The following is a 15,916-nucleotide window of genomic DNA, read 5'->3' as shown; positions in this document are numbered from 1 at the left end:
TAAGTCTGGGTCGCGTTATTGTTAAGGGGGTGGGAAGTACGGCAATCGGAATTCAGGCGAAACCGATCGTGGACATGGCAGTCGGCGTAAACGATCTTGGGGACATATCAACATTTAATGATAAACGCCTGAGGACGAAGTCGTGTATGCCAAATTTTCAAGCCTCGAAAATCTGGTTAAGACTCACTTTCTGCATGTCGTTGTTCATAATAGCGAGAAATGGAATGCGCTACTTATATTCAGAGACCAATTAAGAGCCAATCCGAATCTTGCACAAGAATATGTCGAGCTAAAGCAAAGCCTCGCAGCGTTATACAGCAATGACGAACTTGCTTACACCGCAGGAAAAGAAGCATTTGTGAAGAAGGTAATACAGGATTTTCGTTCGAATAACTCTTAGATCAGAGAGGGAAGTGATTCAGTATGAAATCTCCTGGCGGATCGATATTTCCTTACTATTACAAGGGGGGGGAAATCCACTGCCTGAAGTACGGAAGCCATTATTCGGATACAGAAAAGCTGTTCGAATTAATGAAGCAAGAAGAGGAATTTATCCTTCACACCAACAGGAGATTGAAGATATGGGTGGATTTTTATAAGACCACGATTACGGAACAAGTGCTGCAGCAATTTATCGCGCATATTACGAATTTACATGCACGCATTGATAAGCTGTCGATAGTAGGGTTAACAAGATTCAATATGTGGAGATTGAAAAGAAGAATAAAAAAGTCGGGAATCAGACTGAATATGTCCTTCTACGAAGATCCTGAAGATGCAAAGACATGGCTCGTAAGCGATTAGAAAGAATTCTATTAATAGATATAAGAGGGGGGGGATTAGAATGAAATATACTATTAGACCAATAAGGGAACAAGACATCTCTTTTTTATGGATAACGCTATATGAATCTTTGTATGTACCGGAAGGCAAGGAATCCTTCAGCCTTGATATTATTAACGAACCTTCCATTTCGAAATATGTGGAAGATTGGGGCAGGGAAGGCGATCTGGGTTATATCGCTGAAAATGCCGAAGGAGAATCCATTGGCTCTATCACGGTGAGATACTTTAGTGAGGATAAACGAGGGTACGGATTTGTAAGCAGCGAAGTGCCGGAACTGGGAATGGCGATTCTACCGGCTTATCGTGGTCAAGGATTAGGAAGCGCTTTAATGAAGAAATTATTTGCTGGATTGAGCGAGCAGCGAATTGATCGCGTATCCTTAAGCGTAGATCCAGACAATGCGGCAGCCGTGAAATTGTATCAGCGATTCGGGTTCAAGGCAGTAGGTGAGGTGGGAACGTCCATCACGATGCTGGCTCAAGTAAATAGGGCATGAACAAAGGAATATGAATAGGAAAGAGATACATAACGTACTTGATAACTAGACTAGCATGAGGAGATCAACTATGAAAAAACTATCTATCCATCCTGTCACGCGGGATAATTGGGAGAACGCCATTCAAATCAAGATTCATGAGGAGCAAGTGCCTTTTGTTCCTTCCATTTATGAAGCACTGACGTATGCATATATCAAGCCATGGGATGAGGCGCTGGATCCCTTTCTTGTATGTGATGAAGGGATTACGATCGGATTTTTCTACATCAGTTATACGCCGAATAGCGCAGATAATTACTGGATTGGCGGCTTTCAAATCGATAAGTCTTGCCAAGGAAAAGGATACGGCAAACTGGCATTGGGAGGAATCATTGAATTTATTCAAGAGACTCATCCCAAGTGCAGGTTGATCTCCTTGACGGTCGAGCAGGACAATAAGCGGGCTCAGCGGCTTTATGAAAGCTTCGGCTTTGTAAACCAACAGGAGCATAATCAAGACGACGAAGTCATTTACCAACTGGTTCTTGAAGGATCGTAACGCATGAGACCTCAGATCATGTTACATCTCTTTTCTTCGCTGGATGGCAGATTGACGATATCTCCTTACCGCAATGTCAGCGAATGGATGGCGTCGGGATCGATGGATGATTCAATTAATAGCGGGTGACAGCTATTTTGCGTGCTAGAAATCAGAATGAATGGAGAGGATGCTATGAAGTATTTTTTCGGAATTGTTCCGCCTTTGAGCATTTATGAAAAATTGATGTCGGTGCGCAATCAATACCATTACTCTGGGGTCGAACCGCATATTACCGTTAAACTTTCGTACGGGACAGGAACGATGTTGCCTGTGAATTGGATGTCTGAGTGCAAGAGTATAATAGAAGGATTTCGTTCGTTTTCCGTATCCGTTGGCGAGCTTCACTATTTCGGTGATAAGGACGTGTTATATATAGGGGCTCATTCTCCTGAATTAATCGAATTACATCGAAAGCTTGTCGCCGTTTTTGAGCCGACTGAAGAACAAACGAAGCGTTGCTTCGAATTGAATTTGTATATCCCTCATTTAACGGTTGCCAAAAAAGAAAGTTTGTCGGAAGAGATTCTCGAAGAAATGGAGCGAACACTATTTCCACATTTTCAGGATAGACAAACCTTTGATGTTCATGAGATCCGGCTGTATGCGCGGGACGATCAGAATAAGACATTTCAGAAATATGAGGACATTCAGATGACACGGTAAGTTAACTTAGAGCTGCCCACTAAATAATCATAAAGGAAGATGCCTCATGAAGTTGGAATCGCCACGATTGCTTATCCGTGATTTGCAGAGAGACGATTGGATGGACGTACACGCCTATGCCTCCAATCCAGAAGTAACGAAATATATGCTCTGGGGCCCGAATTCTGAAGCGGATACGAAAGCATATATGGAGGAACAGCTCGAGCAGCAGCAAGCTGCCGAGCGAAGCCATTATGAGTTCGGCGTTATATTGAAGGATACGAATACATTCATTGGCGGCTGTAGTATATACCCGCAGGGAAGTAATGCCGAAATCGGGTATTGCTTCAATCCTGATTTTCATGGGAATGGATATGCGACAGAAGCCGCGCATGCTTTGCTCAGGTTTGGATTCGAAACCCTACATATGCATCGCATTTATGCCACTTGCCGTCCTGCTAACATTGCCTCCGCAAATGTCATGAGAAGAATCGGCATGAAGCAGGAGGGGCATTTGAGGGAGCATCTATGGAGCAAAGGGATGTATCATGATTCCTATTTATTCTCTATTTTGGAGTGCGAGTACGATTATTCGAACAATCCTGGGAGCTAACCTTCTTGTAAGCAGATCGGCGGCTCGGTCCAAGGCTCTGGATGACTTGTCCTGTATCGGGGTCAATCGCAACTGAAAAATCATAAAAGTGATCGCTGAACCCTTCCATCCAGTCTACTAGATCCTCCGAATAGAACCAGAACGAGAGGATGCGGGAATCGGACTGTTGTGCCAGACGCTCCTCCCGACAGTCTATGGAACAATTGCTGAGATCCAGACCCAACTCATCCGCCTTCGCCTGAGCCGCTTCGATCGCCTTCATCAGATGTGCGGTATAGGTACGATCAATATTAAAGATACTGTTTGGAAATTGCCTATTTTCACATGTCATCGCTATCTCCTCCAATTGTGTCAACTCTCATGCTACTTCTGTTTATTCAAGTTTTCTGGTTACAACTTTCTATTTTTTATAGTAAAGGATAGAAGGCCAAATGAGAAGTAATGGGTTAAAACGCTATTAAGGCTGCATGAGAAGGGGGAATTGAATTTGAATCAATTGAGAACGGAACGAGAAATGATGGACATGTTCATCGAGTTTGCCAAGCAGGATGATCGTATCCGATTAGTGACCTTGGAGGGCTCGCGCACGAACAAAAATATAATCCCTGATACATACCAGGATTACGATATTTCTTATTTTGTGACCAATCTCGATTCCTTTAAAGCAAACGATCAGTGGTTGGACGTCTTCGGAGCTCGCTTAATGATGCAAAAACCAGAGGCCATGGAGTTGTTTCCGCCCGAACTTGGTAATTGGTTCTCCTATCTCATCTTGTTCGAGGACGGCAACAAATTAGACCTGACACTGATCCCACTGAACGAGGTCGAGGCTTATTTTGCTAATAGTGACGGCTTGGTTGAGGTGCAGCTTGATAAGGATACGCTTGTTCCTAACGAAGTTGTGCCGAACGACCACCAATACTGGATTAAGAAGCCGACCGCAAGAGAATTTGATGACTGCTGCAATGAATTCTGGATGGTATCGACCTACGTCGTAAAGGGGTTGGCGCGCAAAGAAATCCTGTTCGCCATTGATCATCTGCATGAAGTCGCCCGGCCTAATTTGCTGAGAATGATGGCTTGGCACATTGGCGCAGAACGAGGTTATACCTTTAGCGTGGGGAAAAACTATAAGTTTATAGATCGTTACTTGCCACCTGAAGATTGGGATACGTTACTCGCATCTTATGCTGAGAGCAGCTACCCAAGCATGTGGCAATCTTTATTTACGTGCTGCGAGCTATTCCGAAAATACTCGAAGGCTGTGGCTGAGCATCACGGATACCCGTATCCGGATTATGAGGAAGTGATAACAACATATATGAGAGAAATTTACGAATCGTTGTCTTGATGACCGCTACTATACCTAATAATGAACATCAAAAAGCAATTATTTGAATGAAGATGCGATTTCTGCAAGTGAGATCCATGAGCCATCCTAATAAGTACACATTGATATATTGCGAAGAGAATACGGTATATCTGTTATTCGTACGGCCCGTTTTTCCCATAAAAAAATCCCCTCTGGTCTCCAACGTTTAAGTCTATCTTACCAGAAGACTTTTTTACGTTGTCTACCATGAGGGGATAATAGGGGATAATACCACATTAGGCGGTTTATTCTGAACTAGTTTCCCGTTAGCATATTGCAAATCACTGGCAGTGAAACATAGTTTAGTGCTTCAAACTTTTACTGACTTGTGTTGATTGACCTCCTTACTCTTTTTTCTTTATTTCTTGTGCCCTGTATAATGAAAGCGGCATAGATTAAGATGGCGATCGAATCGATTAACGTATTCGTAAGTGCCGAAACATCATAAAATGCGGTTACACCGAGAATGACCATTAGACGGATGAGCAGAAGTGACACGATCATCCACGCAGCAAACAGGATCTTAGATTTCTCGCTTTGAAAAGACAGGATAATGAACACGATGCCGAAAACCAGATTCTCAGCGGTGATAATGTGCCAGACATACGTAAATGTTATCCGTGTATCCAAGGCTATATTATTCACTAAGAGCGTCGGCAGTACAGCGGATTGCCCGTTCCATGCGTGCGTAACCGCAAAAAGTATTGCAAGAACACCGGCAATCAAACAATAATAATTCTTAATTCTGATGCCCATCACAATCCTCCATAATTATTTGAGGTTCCTTCTTGTGAAGATCCCTGTAAATCTCCCGAACAAACATTGCCAGCCGCTCGTCACTTTCATGATTAAAGTCCCTTAGCGTTTTAACTGCTACGTCGAGCAACTGACAGACCTTTTCAAGATGTGCGATTTTATTGTGTGTTTCTGCTTTCTTGGCATCAAGGAATTCAGCGACATCCTGGCAATAAGCAGGATCTACACTCTGCATTCTGTGGAACTGAAACTTCCCCTTGATTTCTTCTAGAGAAAAGTCCGCATACTGCATGATTTGAATATTCATCAAATCGACGATGTCGTCCCTAGAATACCTGCGATAAGAATTGTTTCCTCGAGACGGCGATACGATTCCAATACGGTCATAATACCGGAGCGTATCCTTCGGGATATCTAGTATCCGTGAAACCTCTTTTATAGAATATTGTTTTTCCATACATTCAAAATAACATTGGAGTAAACTCCAATGTCAATCGTTTTTTACTATCTTTTTGCACGCGGTAATCATGCAATCCATGCAACTATGCTGTCCATTACTTCAATAAAAAAATTAACAACACAGTTTAACAAAGCCTATTTATAAGAAGTAATGAAATAAGAAAGGCAATGGGTTACAATTCCAAATAAGGACTTGAATAAGGGCAACGCTATACGCAATTCCTAATGAAAGACTATAAAAAACGACAAAACATAGTAAGGAATGATCATTTTGAAGCATAACGCTCAATTTACAGTATACGAAGGGCAGGTCAACTACATTATTAGCAGTATGGAACAAGCCGTAGGGAAGTTACAGATAACGGAAGAAAGTATCAAATTTAAGTCATACAAAGTGACTATGATCCAAGAATCCTTTGAAATAAGAAGAACTGATATCAAAAAAGTTGAGAAGAAAAAAACGATGTACATAATGCGAAACAAACTAAAGATTTATTTGAAGAGCGGTAAGGACTATACAATAACAACATGGGAACAAGAAAAAATATATAACATATTAACTAAAGACGATAAAGGCAAAGAACAGTTGAAAGTATATCAGGGGAGTTAGGAACTGCGTATAACAACATCTTCACGCCGCGGGGGCTTTTAGCCCTTGGTTGTCAGATGCTGAAAAGCCAGACAACACACGGCCCGACCTAAGATAAGAGCTATCTAAGGTCGGGTCGTAGATACGAGAACGATAGACGAAAGTTCTACAAGAGATTTATATCAAGGGATCAAATGGAGGGGCTCATATGTTTATTCATAAGATAAACGATGATATTCAATTAAAAATACTCGAAATACGAGATGCGAATGAACTGTTTCTTTTATCTGATAAGAATCGGGAATATTTAAGAGAATGGTTACCCTGGGTTGATAGAACTGTAAGTGTAGAGCAAACAAAGGAATATATTCAGTTTTCTCTAAAGCTATTTGCTGAAAACAATGGATTTAATTTGGCTATTTTTTATAAAAGTAGAATTGCTGGTTGTATTGGATTACATAGTATAGATTGGAGTAATAGAAAGACTTCAATAGGTTACTGGCTGGGAGAAGAATACCAAGGAAATGGAGCTATGACAAGTGCATGCAAAGCACTAATTAATTACATATTTAATGATCTGGCTCTAAACAGAGTAGAGATTAGAGCAGCTGTATTAAATACGAAGAGCAGGGCAATTCCTGAAAGACTTGGATTTCTTAATGAAGGGACAGTTAGGCAAGCTGAATGGCTTTACGATCATTTTGTAGATCATGTAGTCTACGGGATGCTGAAAGAAGAATGGAATAAAGAAGTAAAGTAACTGCTTTATAGCGTATTCAAGAAGGCAGAACATTCGTCTAACAACATATTCACGCTTCGGGCCACTCGGCACTCGGGATCAGGTGGACACATCTGCGAGGCAACTGCGCTTCGCGCAGCCGGTTCGATCATGGCCTCACCTATCTTTTCATACCTTAAGCCTCTCGACGTCGTGAATACAAGAACGTTATATGAAACCAGTCGAAAGACATTTGAGAAAAGGAGTAATAAAAAGATGATCATAAGGGAAGTAACTCAAAAAGATGCAAGTCAATTAGTTGTTTTGCATAAACAATTAGATAAAGAAACGAAATATATGTTATTTGAGCCTAACGAAAGAGAATTGGATGAAAATCAACAATTAAAGGTGATTACGTCGTTTCTTGAATCTGATAATTCAAATATCTTTGTTGCAGAGTACAACGATAGAATAATCGGACATTTAACGGTAATTGGAGGACATGCAAAGAGAATAAAACATAGAGCGTATATCGTTATTGGAATATCAAATGATTTTACTGGTAAAGGAATTGGAACTGATTTATTTAAAGCTATGGAGAAGTGGAGATTAGCAACCAATATTACGCGAGTGGAACTAACAGTTATGACGCATAATGATAATGGAATAAAATTATATAAGAAGACGGGATTTGAAGTAGAAGGGGTAAAGAAAAATTCGATAATAATCGATGATAGATTTGTAGACGAGTACTACATGGCTAAGATTTATTGAGCTAACTCTGAGAAGTGGCTGGCATCAAGTTTCTCATCTATTAACGCTCTAATTGATCATTTCTGAACACTACTCAACTCACGCAGGTTTTAGATAAACCACTATTCGTAGATTTTAATCATAGCATTGAGATCAATATTGAAACGTGAAAAGTATGTTCTTATAGAGATGTTATTTAGGGACCAGCCCGTAGGAGTTGGGATTACTGACCAAAAGGGAGAAGGTCTCCAGGCATTTATTGATTACTTTGATTTATATGGTCAATGCCGTATACATTTCAAATGTGTTGAAACATCCCAGCTTTTTGTTATCGATGGTATATCTAAAGTTTGAGGGGCGCATTTCCGGATTTTCTAATAGTGATCGTGAAAGACAGAGACACTATTCGTTCATGATATTATTAAATATCCCATTTTTATTGGTAGTTGACTTATGAGGGATAATATGTTATTTTTTGTTATGTATTTTTAATTAGATTAGATAGACCATGTCAGAGATAGGACTTAACTTTTGAAGTAAAATACTTAATCGTTGTTAAGGCACGTTAAGTGTTTAATTGCAAACTATGTAATATGTAGTGCGAGTGAATTCGCGCGAACGGGCGAAGCTATGCTCGTTGGCGATTTTTGAGCTTTGATGCTTAATGTATAAGAGAAAAGAGTTGAAACTTAATAATTCATTTAGAAGTAGAACTAGGCATCGATTGTTGGTCATGAACTAACAGTTTAATCCTGGTTTTTTTGCGTTAATGGACTATTTTCACAGATCTTCAGATATTACGAGGGAGGCACTTTTCAGGATCAGTGGATTTGGAAATGCTTTTATCATTTTCATAATTAATCAATCATTTGGTAGAGAAGACAATCTGACGAACGGTCTTCTTTTTTTATTTTGGGCTCGGAATTTTGATGTATGCTTATGGTCAACGTTATACAACTACCAAGCTTGTTACATTAACTAGCAATATGGTCTATGAAAAAAGAGCGGATCTGATAAGGGAATAGGGGCTGTAGCCTTTTTATTTCCGGTTATGTTTCCAAACTTACTTTCTTCCACGATTTAAACATATGTCTTTGTATTTCTGTACATGACGGGGCCGGTCAATGGGATTTTGAACGCATATCCGACATTGTTGCGGTGTCGCATTTTATGGAACTGTATAAAGGTGCTTTCTGCTGAAATAAAGCAGCTTCAGGCTAATTTGATTGTTATGTAGCTACAACATGAGTATGGAGCTGTCGTCTGTGAAGAGGGTAAGCGAATCAATTCATAGATAGAGCTAAAAATCTCCATTGCCATTTCCACTGTTAACATATATCCAAGTTTATTAGTGATCAGTTCAAGTATCTCTAGAAAGGGGAACTAGCCTTGATTCAAAATAATATTTTAAATCTTGTAGGAAATACACCCTTATTGAAACTTGCGATGTCAGAACTTAAGCAGCTCAATATATTCGCAAAGCTGGAGATGTTTAATCCAACGGGAAGTGTGAAAGATCGAGCAGCGTCCTATATCCTTAAAAAATTGCTAGAAGATGGAACTATAAACAAAGACACAGTTATCATTGAGTCTTCTTCTGGTAATTTTGGACTTGCTCTCTCGGCGGCTTGTCGTTGGTTAGGCTTAAAGTTTTATTGTGTAATTGATAAAAATACAATGCCTGACAATGAGTTGTTGATCTCTGCATTAAGCGATAAAGTATTCAAAATCACGGAACCAGATGAGTATGGGGGATATCTTCTGAATCGGATCAAAAAAGTAAAAGAGTTGGTAGAAACTATTCCCAACTCTTATTGGATCAACCAGTATGAGAACCCGCTAAATGCCGAGGCTTATTATCATACACTGGCTAGTGAACTAATAGAGTCTGTAACAAAGATTGATTATGTATTCATGGGGGTGAGTTCAGGGGGGACGATAACTGGGGTTTCTAACCGTATTAAAGAGTATTTTCCTGAATCGCGAATTATAGCTGTTGATATTTATGGTTCGGTAATTTTCGGGTCACAACCTAAAAAAAGGAGTATTCCGGGAATTGGATCTAGCAAGTACCCATTGATACTTAATAAGGCCAAAATTGATGATCATGTAATGGTTAGTGAGTTGGAGACGGTTAATATGTGCCAGCGTTTGCTAAAGGAATATTTTATTTTGGCAGGGGGGTCTTCGGGGTCTGTAATGTCAGCTATCTTAAAGTACTTCACACAAAATTTACCCGACCGCGAAATCAATGTAGTTACAGTTTTCCCGGATCGTGGAGATCGATATACAAGCACTATCTACAACCCGGATTGGAAATTGACTAGTGAGAAGGAGATTGAACACGTTATATCTAAATGAGGAGGATTTTTTATAAGCATTGGAATGGAGGGTGAGCCATATAACTTCTCAATCAATCGGAACTATTGGGACAGGAACGATGGCAAAAGTTTAGCAGCAGACTGCATACTTCCTCTATCGCAAAAAAATGGCTTATGCCGGGAGATTAGATTGTAAAAGAACGATCTGCAGTTGAAAGAGTCAATGCGTAGGACTATCAATACAGGAGCATATGCTTCGCCCATCATCATGCACAAGTAGCATTGTCAAAGAAGAGAAGTATTGTTAACCAGGAAAAGGGTTCTGCTCTGAACCAAGTCCCCTATCTGCAGCTTCCAGTTTTTCCATCAAGCATCGAAATTCTCAAGCGGGATTTGTGTATTATTCCCAGGGATTCTCGATGATTTTGTCTTTTGAAGCTATCCATAAAAATAGAGGATGATGACAATGATGTTAGTGATTGTAAAGGTTATTGCATACTTCTTCCTTTGGACGCTGTACTCGTACAGCGTACATCGGCTAGCACATATTCCCCATAAGAAAAATTTCTTATATAAAATTCATATCGTACATCATCGTGTCAAATATGGGGATTCGAATTGGCCCGAGTTTTCAAATTATTTCTTCTGGTTCGGAAGTTTTAAGGCTTCGCTGGATATTTGGCTTACTCTGACGGCACCCTTAATTGTCCTCGTCTTCATCGACCCGGTTCCAGGGGGTATATTGTTAGGATTTCATTATCTTTATGAAGTGTTTTTGGCTGGCAAGGTAGTCGATCACAATCCAAGGATAAGGGGTATCATCACCCGATGGCTGTCGATCGGCGCCTACCATTTAAAGCATCACGATCTATATAAGTGCAACTACTCTTTTTTCATTACCTTGTGGGACCATATCTTTCAAACAACCGACAAGAAATTTTTGGGGGTACGAAGTGCGAAGGAGAGAAGAGAAAATCTTGATGAGAGATACTGACCATAAAAACATTCCAGACGTTATATTCTAGAAGTTAACCGGCAGGAACTCGCGCCTATTCTGATAAGGAAAGGTTTGAAAATTCGTGATCATACCTCATTATGCTGATTATCATTATCCGCTAAGTCATCCTCAGAAGAGAATCTGGTATACCGAAAAACTATATCCCAATACTAATATTCATCATATTTGTGGTATCGCAAATATCTATGGACAGATAGACGCGGATATGTTGATGCAGTCGATTCGGTCGGTCATCGCTCGCAATCAGGTATTTCGGTTAGTCATCTCAGAGGAAGATGACGCCCCCATGCAGACCGTATCCAAGGATGGTCAGCACGGGCTGCAGTTTACGGATTTTAGCACAAAAGCCAACCCACAACAAGTGTTGGATCAATGGTTGCAAAATCAACTTCGTTTGCCGCTTTCGCTAGATGGACAACAACCCCTTTATCGATTTGAAGTGTACCGGCTAGATGAGAAACATTACGGTATTTTTGCCAAGATACATCATTTGATTTTTGACGGCTGGTCGCTTCCACTCCTGACGGCAGAGATTTGCAATCATTATGAGCGGTTATTTCGCGGCGAGGATGATGCGATACAGGAAGATCAAACGTATTTACAGTTGATAAATCAAGAACAGAAATATGCACAATCTTCTCGTTTTGCGAAGGACCGTGCTTATTGGTACGAAAAGTTTCAGACGATTCCTGAGCCTGTTTTTCATATGGGCTCCGACCGACTTGAAGCGCAGCGGGCATCCTATGCGCTGGACAGGGAAATCACTTCGTCCATACATGATTGGACACAAAAATATAACTGTTCACTGAACGATTATTTTGTTCTATTAATGAACCTCTACATATTCAAAATGTATGGTCAGACAGATGTAACGATAGGTTTGCCTGTATACAACCGTTCCGGTCCAGCAGATAAACAAACTATTGGCATGTATACAAGCACAATGCCCGTACCGTTCCATATTCAACCGGAGGTTGCGGTGTTGGAGCTGTTATCCGCTGTCAAGCGCGAAATTCGCACCGGTTATGTTCACCAGAAGTATCCGTTCGACTTGTTGATGCAGGATTTACAGTTGAAGAAAAGAGGCTACGAATCCTTGTTCCAACTGTCGGTCAATTATTATCCATTTGTACCGAGCAATCAATTACTTGATCAGCCATTCGAAGTCATACAATTGCATTCGGGCTATCAACAGCTTCCATTGCAGTTGGTGATAAAGGAATGGGCAGAAGGAGAGTTGATGCTGGAATTTGATTATCGATGCGCCATATTCAGCAAACAGGATATAGATCTAATGTTTGATAGAATAATGAGGATCGCTACGCAAATCATGAATCATCCGCAACTGATGATTCAGCAAATTTCTCTTTTATCGGAAGACGAGCGGTATAGGTTGTTGGTTGAATTTAACGATACAACGCAATCGTATCCCGCAAACCACAATGTTGTGGAGCTGTTTGAACAACAAGTGCAATTAACGCCGGAACGCATAGCTATCAGTATGTATACCAAGACATGGAACTATCAGGAACTGCATCGGCAGGTTCTGCGACTAAGTGTACGCTTGCGGCAGCTCGGCATAGGTTCCGGGCACAAGGTGGGTGTGTATGGAACGCATTCGATGGAGCTGGTGGCCGGAGTGCTGGCTATTTTGAAAGTCGGAGCTGCCTATGTGCCTATCGATCATGCATATCCAAGCCGACGTATTAATGATATTTTGCAAGATAGCACCATAAACTGTATGGTACTGAATCGGGAACTGCCAGCAGATGTGGATTACAGCGGGACTATTCTTTGGCCGGAGCAACAGGATGAAGATGACGCAGCAGTTTGGACAATTACCGGACCGTCGGCAGGTCCGAGCGAACTTGCTTATATGATTTATACTTCCGGTTCAACCGGCAAGCCGAAGGGCGTTATGATCGAACACAGCAATCTGACGAATTACATCTGGTGGGCTCATAAGGTTTACGTGCGGCAAACACCGGAAGTCTTCGCTTTATATTCTTCATTGTCATTTGATTTGACGGTTACGTCTATCTTTACACCGTTAATAGGTGGGCATGAGCTGAGAATTTATAGTGAATCAGACCATGGTTTTGTATTGTATGATATCTTGCGAGATAACAAGGTTACTGTACTGAAACTGACGCCTGCGCATTTGTCTTTACTACGTGAGCAATCGTATACACAGAGCTCTATACGCACTCTGATCGTAGGCGGTGAGAATCTGAACACCTCAATCGCCAAGGAAATAAATGATTGCTTCGGTGCAAATATTCATATTTATAATGAATACGGTCCGACGGAAGCTACGGTAGGCTGTATGATTCATAAATATGACCCCCTAGAGGATACTGATGTTTCTGTACCGATCGGCAAGCCGGCGGCTAATGTGCAGTTGTATGTGCTGGATGAGCATTTGCAGCCTGTACCGACAGGCTGCATTGGAGAATTGTTCATATCAGGTGCAGGAGTGGCAAGAGGTTACTGGAACCGGGAGCGATTGTCGGAAGCAGCCTTTATACCAAATCCGTTTCATTCGCAGCAAAAGATGTATCGGACAGGCGATTTGGTCCGTTTTACGGAGCGCAATCATCTGGAATACATGGGCCGCAAAGACCGTCAAGTCAAATTGAATGGGTACCGTATTGAAATAGGTGAAATCGAAACGGCATTATTGGAAATTGATGAAATTTCCAATGCAGCCGTGCTGGGATACCGGATGAACGATGCGGAGCATACCGATCAACAGACTGTAAATGCAGGTAAGAGTGACCAACGAAGTAAGCTTTGCGCCTATCTGGTAATGAAAACGCCTGTAGAACTGGCAATGATCAAAACAAAACTTGCCGCCAAGTTGCCGTTGTATATGATTCCACAGCTAATTGAAGTGAACGAAATCCCGTTAACGATTAATGGTAAAATCGATTTTTCCAAATTACCAGTGCCGATAATGGAGCTAGAAGTATCTGTGGAGTCTAACAAGGACGAGCTTCAGTATCTGTATTCAGTGGAACAACAGTTGTTAACCGACACGCTGCAACAGCTTTTGAATATTCCGGTTGTACGATTGGAGCACGAGTTTTTTCAATTAGGTGGCGATTCCATTAAGGCGATTCAGCTATCTTCCAGAATGAAAACAGCAGGATATGTCCTAAAGGTCAACGATATTCTGACATATTCGCGAATCGGCGATATGGTGGCTTACCTTGTCAAAGATAAAGGCGCAGAACAGGAAGATCGTCATCGAATAGCGGAGGGGGTCTTGAAGCGTTCTCCCATACACGAATGGTTCTTTGATCAGCAATTGACTCAGCAGGATTATTATCATCAATCGGTACTATTGTCGCTGGATGCCTCGGTTACATTGGAAATGATAGAATCGGGCCTGCAAGCGCTAATTGTTCATCATGACAGTTTGAGATTAAATCTGAATGATGATCGTGTTCTTTTTTATAATCCTGTTCATCTGGATCTTCCTCTTCAGGTGCAACAACTGGATTTGTCGTCCTTGTCGTATGATCAGCAGCTGGAAAGGATCGAAGCGGCGGGCAGTACATTAAAATCGTCATTTGACTTGCAGTCTGATCTGCTGTTCAAGGCGATTTTTTTTGAACTCGGGAGTCAAGGCGCAAGGTTGCTGCTAACAGCACATCACCTAGTAGTTGATGGTGTTTCTTGGCGTATCTTACTGGAGGACTTGATTACCATCTTAACGGCAAAGAAAGACGGTCATGAAGCTGTACTGCCAGCTAAAACATCATCCTACCAGCAATGGACAGAGGAATTGGAACACTATGCTGCTTCGTTGACTTCCACAAGCATATCTTACTGGACCGAAATATTTGATGACTGGAGTGGAGGAAACGCACCGAACATCCGAGCGGTGGAAAATCGCCACACAGCTACCGTGACCAAACGGTTAAGCGCAGATTGGACGAGTCAATGGCTGCTTCGCACCAATTCCGCGTATCACACGGAACCAGTTGATCTGCTAATTATCGCACTAGCACAGGTAGTGCAACAACTGGATACTGGTTCTTGCATTCTGCTGGAGCTGGAGGGGCATGGAAGAGAGAGGTTTAGCGAGGCCGTGGATGTATCTCGAACGGTAGGCTGGTTCACAAGCATTTTCCCAGTTCGGATTGAACTGCCTGCCGCTGATCTAGAGCAGCAGATCAAACTAGTCAAAGAACAGCTACGCAGTGTGCCGAATAAAGGTTTCGATTATTTGATAAGTCGGCATTTACAGCCTTCATCCATTCTTTCAATGTTAGAATCACCAATCGGGCAGATGATCCGATTTAATTATCTTGGTGATTTTGTTTCCTTATCCGCTCCTGGTCTGTTTGCACTGGCGGAAGAACAAACCGGTCATAATAATGGGCTGTTCAATGCCTTTTCGGTCCGACTGGATGTTAATGCGATGACGATTGGAGGCCAGCTTCGCCTTTCGGTGACTTATGTAAAAGAACACTTTACTACGGAAGCGATGGATCAGCTAATTCATGCCTGGCATGACCAGTTGATTGCCATTATCACACACTGCACAGCCCGGCAGTCGGCAACATATACGCCCTCTGATTTTGAGACGATCGGGCTGGACCAAGCAGAGCTGGATTCTTTGTTTATAGACTGATTAAATTTGTATATAGAAAGGAATACTTCCATGTCAAACAACTCGTACTACAAGGATAAATTTGAGAATCTGGAAATGTACCAACGCTTGATTCAGTATTGGAGTATTTTG

At 41.5% G+C, this 15,916-nt stretch carries 17 protein-coding genes; 14 read left to right on the top strand and 3 right to left on the bottom strand.

The window, feature by feature from the left end; translation table 11 throughout:
• Positions 1-29: 29 nt before the first annotated feature.
• The 7 genes from PBN151_RS32645 (at position 30) to PBN151_RS08080 (ending at position 3,177) form a co-directional block, all read left to right on the top strand.
• Positions 30-254, top strand: coding sequence for a GrpB family protein (locus tag PBN151_RS32645; protein WP_072728611.1), 225 nt, complete (start codon positions 30-32; stop codon positions 252-254).
• Positions 173-400 carry a GrpB family protein gene (locus PBN151_RS32640; protein WP_483311008.1) on the top strand — a complete coding sequence of 76 codons (228 nt, stop codon included), beginning with the start codon at positions 173-175 and terminating at the stop codon, positions 398-400. Before PBN151_RS32645 ends, PBN151_RS32640 begins: the two co-directional genes overlap by 82 nt.
• Before the next feature lie 23 nt (positions 401-423).
• On the top strand, positions 424-804 hold the full coding sequence (locus tag PBN151_RS08100) for a hypothetical protein (RefSeq protein WP_072728609.1): 381 nt from the start codon (positions 424-426) through the stop codon (positions 802-804).
• Positions 805-844: 40 nt separating this feature from the next.
• Complete coding sequence (locus tag PBN151_RS08095) at positions 845-1,342, top strand: GNAT family N-acetyltransferase (RefSeq protein WP_072728608.1); 498 nt, start codon at positions 845-847, stop codon at positions 1,340-1,342.
• 70 nt (positions 1,343-1,412) lie between these two features.
• The gene (locus PBN151_RS08090; RefSeq protein WP_072728607.1) at positions 1,413-1,880 is read left to right on the top strand and encodes a GNAT family N-acetyltransferase; all 468 of its coding nucleotides are present in this window, start codon (positions 1,413-1,415) and stop codon (positions 1,878-1,880) included.
• A gap of 174 nt (positions 1,881-2,054) precedes the next feature.
• On the top strand, positions 2,055-2,585 hold the full coding sequence (locus tag PBN151_RS08085) for a 2'-5' RNA ligase family protein (protein WP_072728606.1): 531 nt from the start codon (positions 2,055-2,057) through the stop codon (positions 2,583-2,585).
• A gap of 46 nt (positions 2,586-2,631) precedes the next feature.
• Complete coding sequence (locus PBN151_RS08080) at positions 2,632-3,177, top strand: GNAT family N-acetyltransferase (protein ID WP_072728605.1); 546 nt, start codon at positions 2,632-2,634, stop codon at positions 3,175-3,177.
• On the opposite strand, the gene PBN151_RS08075 is transcribed toward PBN151_RS08080, so the two are convergent.
• Positions 3,131-3,508: a hypothetical protein gene (locus PBN151_RS08075; protein ID WP_072728604.1), complete on the bottom strand. Its 378-nt coding sequence runs from the start codon at positions 3,506-3,508 to the stop codon at positions 3,131-3,133. The genes PBN151_RS08080 and PBN151_RS08075 overlap by 47 nt on opposite strands.
• Positions 3,509-3,673: 165 nt before the next feature.
• On the opposite strand from PBN151_RS08075, the gene ant(6) reads away from it, so the two are divergent.
• The gene (ant(6), locus tag PBN151_RS08070; protein ID WP_072728952.1) at positions 3,674-4,528 is read left to right on the top strand and encodes an aminoglycoside 6-adenylyltransferase; all 855 of its coding nucleotides are present in this window, start codon (positions 3,674-3,676) and stop codon (positions 4,526-4,528) included.
• Between the two features lie 339 nt (positions 4,529-4,867).
• On the opposite strand, the gene PBN151_RS08065 is transcribed toward ant(6), so the two are convergent.
• Positions 4,868-5,305, bottom strand: a complete 438-nt coding sequence (locus PBN151_RS08065) for a hypothetical protein (RefSeq protein ID WP_175560662.1) — start codon at positions 5,303-5,305, stop codon at positions 4,868-4,870.
• Positions 5,289-5,762, bottom strand: coding sequence for a MerR family transcriptional regulator (locus PBN151_RS08060; RefSeq protein WP_072728603.1), 474 nt, complete (start codon positions 5,760-5,762; stop codon positions 5,289-5,291). Before PBN151_RS08060 ends, PBN151_RS08065 begins: the two co-directional genes overlap by 17 nt.
• A gap of 333 nt (positions 5,763-6,095) precedes the next feature.
• Here PBN151_RS08060 and PBN151_RS08055 point away from each other — a divergent pair, with 333 nt between their 5' ends.
• The 6 genes from PBN151_RS08055 to PBN151_RS08025 all read left to right on the top strand — a co-directional run bounded on the left by PBN151_RS08055 (position 6,096) and on the right by PBN151_RS08025 (position 15,805).
• Positions 6,096-6,374 carry a PH domain-containing protein gene (locus tag PBN151_RS08055; RefSeq protein ID WP_227774521.1) on the top strand — a complete coding sequence of 93 codons (279 nt, stop codon included), beginning with the start codon at positions 6,096-6,098 and terminating at the stop codon, positions 6,372-6,374.
• 187 nt (positions 6,375-6,561) lie between these two features.
• A complete protein-coding gene (locus PBN151_RS08050; RefSeq protein ID WP_072728601.1) occupies positions 6,562-7,113 on the top strand; it encodes a GNAT family N-acetyltransferase in 552 nt (183 codons plus the stop codon).
• Between the two features lie 234 nt (positions 7,114-7,347).
• Complete coding sequence (locus tag PBN151_RS08045; protein ID WP_072728600.1) at positions 7,348-7,845, top strand: GNAT family N-acetyltransferase; 498 nt, start codon at positions 7,348-7,350, stop codon at positions 7,843-7,845.
• A gap of 1,368 nt (positions 7,846-9,213) precedes the next feature.
• On the top strand, positions 9,214-10,185 hold the full coding sequence (gene sbnA / locus PBN151_RS08035; protein ID WP_227774518.1) for a 2,3-diaminopropionate biosynthesis protein SbnA: 972 nt from the start codon (positions 9,214-9,216) through the stop codon (positions 10,183-10,185).
• Positions 10,186-10,602: 417 nt separating this feature from the next.
• Positions 10,603-11,139, top strand: a complete 537-nt coding sequence (locus PBN151_RS08030) for a sterol desaturase family protein (RefSeq protein WP_370510408.1) — start codon at positions 10,603-10,605, stop codon at positions 11,137-11,139.
• Between the two features lie 85 nt (positions 11,140-11,224).
• Positions 11,225-15,805, top strand: a complete 4,581-nt coding sequence (locus PBN151_RS08025) for a non-ribosomal peptide synthetase (RefSeq protein WP_083545054.1) — start codon at positions 11,225-11,227, stop codon at positions 15,803-15,805.
• The last annotated feature ends 111 nt before the right edge of the window (positions 15,806-15,916 follow it).

The sequence above is a fragment of the Paenibacillus sp. NAIST15-1 genome (genome assembly GCF_001894745.1).
GTDB classification, from domain to species: domain Bacteria; phylum Bacillota; class Bacilli; order Paenibacillales; family Paenibacillaceae; genus Paenibacillus_B; species Paenibacillus_B suaedae.
Note: the sequence above shows the minus strand (reverse complement) of the source record. Positions and strands in the feature narration are given on the sequence as shown.

Coding starts and splice junctions, on each gene's coding strand:
- PBN151_RS08100 (WP_072728609.1), top strand. CDS start 424: ATGAAATCTCCTGGCGGATCGATATTTCCTTACTATTACAAGGGGGGG.
- PBN151_RS08095 (WP_072728608.1), top strand. CDS start 845: ATGAAATATACTATTAGACCAATAAGGGAACAAGACATCTCTTTTTTA.
- PBN151_RS08090 (WP_072728607.1), top strand. CDS start 1,413: ATGAAAAAACTATCTATCCATCCTGTCACGCGGGATAATTGGGAGAAC.
- PBN151_RS08085 (WP_072728606.1), top strand. CDS start 2,055: ATGAAGTATTTTTTCGGAATTGTTCCGCCTTTGAGCATTTATGAAAAA.
- PBN151_RS08080 (WP_072728605.1), top strand. CDS start 2,632: ATGAAGTTGGAATCGCCACGATTGCTTATCCGTGATTTGCAGAGAGAC.
- PBN151_RS08075 (WP_072728604.1), bottom strand. CDS start 3,508: ATGACATGTGAAAATAGGCAATTTCCAAACAGTATCTTTAATATTGAT.
- PBN151_RS08065 (WP_175560662.1), bottom strand. CDS start 5,305: ATGGGCATCAGAATTAAGAATTATTATTGTTTGATTGCCGGTGTTCTT.
- PBN151_RS08060 (WP_072728603.1), bottom strand. CDS start 5,762: ATGGAAAAACAATATTCTATAAAAGAGGTTTCACGGATACTAGATATC.
- PBN151_RS08055 (WP_227774521.1), top strand. CDS start 6,096: ATGGAACAAGCCGTAGGGAAGTTACAGATAACGGAAGAAAGTATCAAA.
- PBN151_RS08050 (WP_072728601.1), top strand. CDS start 6,562: ATGTTTATTCATAAGATAAACGATGATATTCAATTAAAAATACTCGAA.
- PBN151_RS08045 (WP_072728600.1), top strand. CDS start 7,348: ATGATCATAAGGGAAGTAACTCAAAAAGATGCAAGTCAATTAGTTGTT.
- PBN151_RS08030 (WP_370510408.1), top strand. CDS start 10,603: ATGATGACAATGATGTTAGTGATTGTAAAGGTTATTGCATACTTCTTC.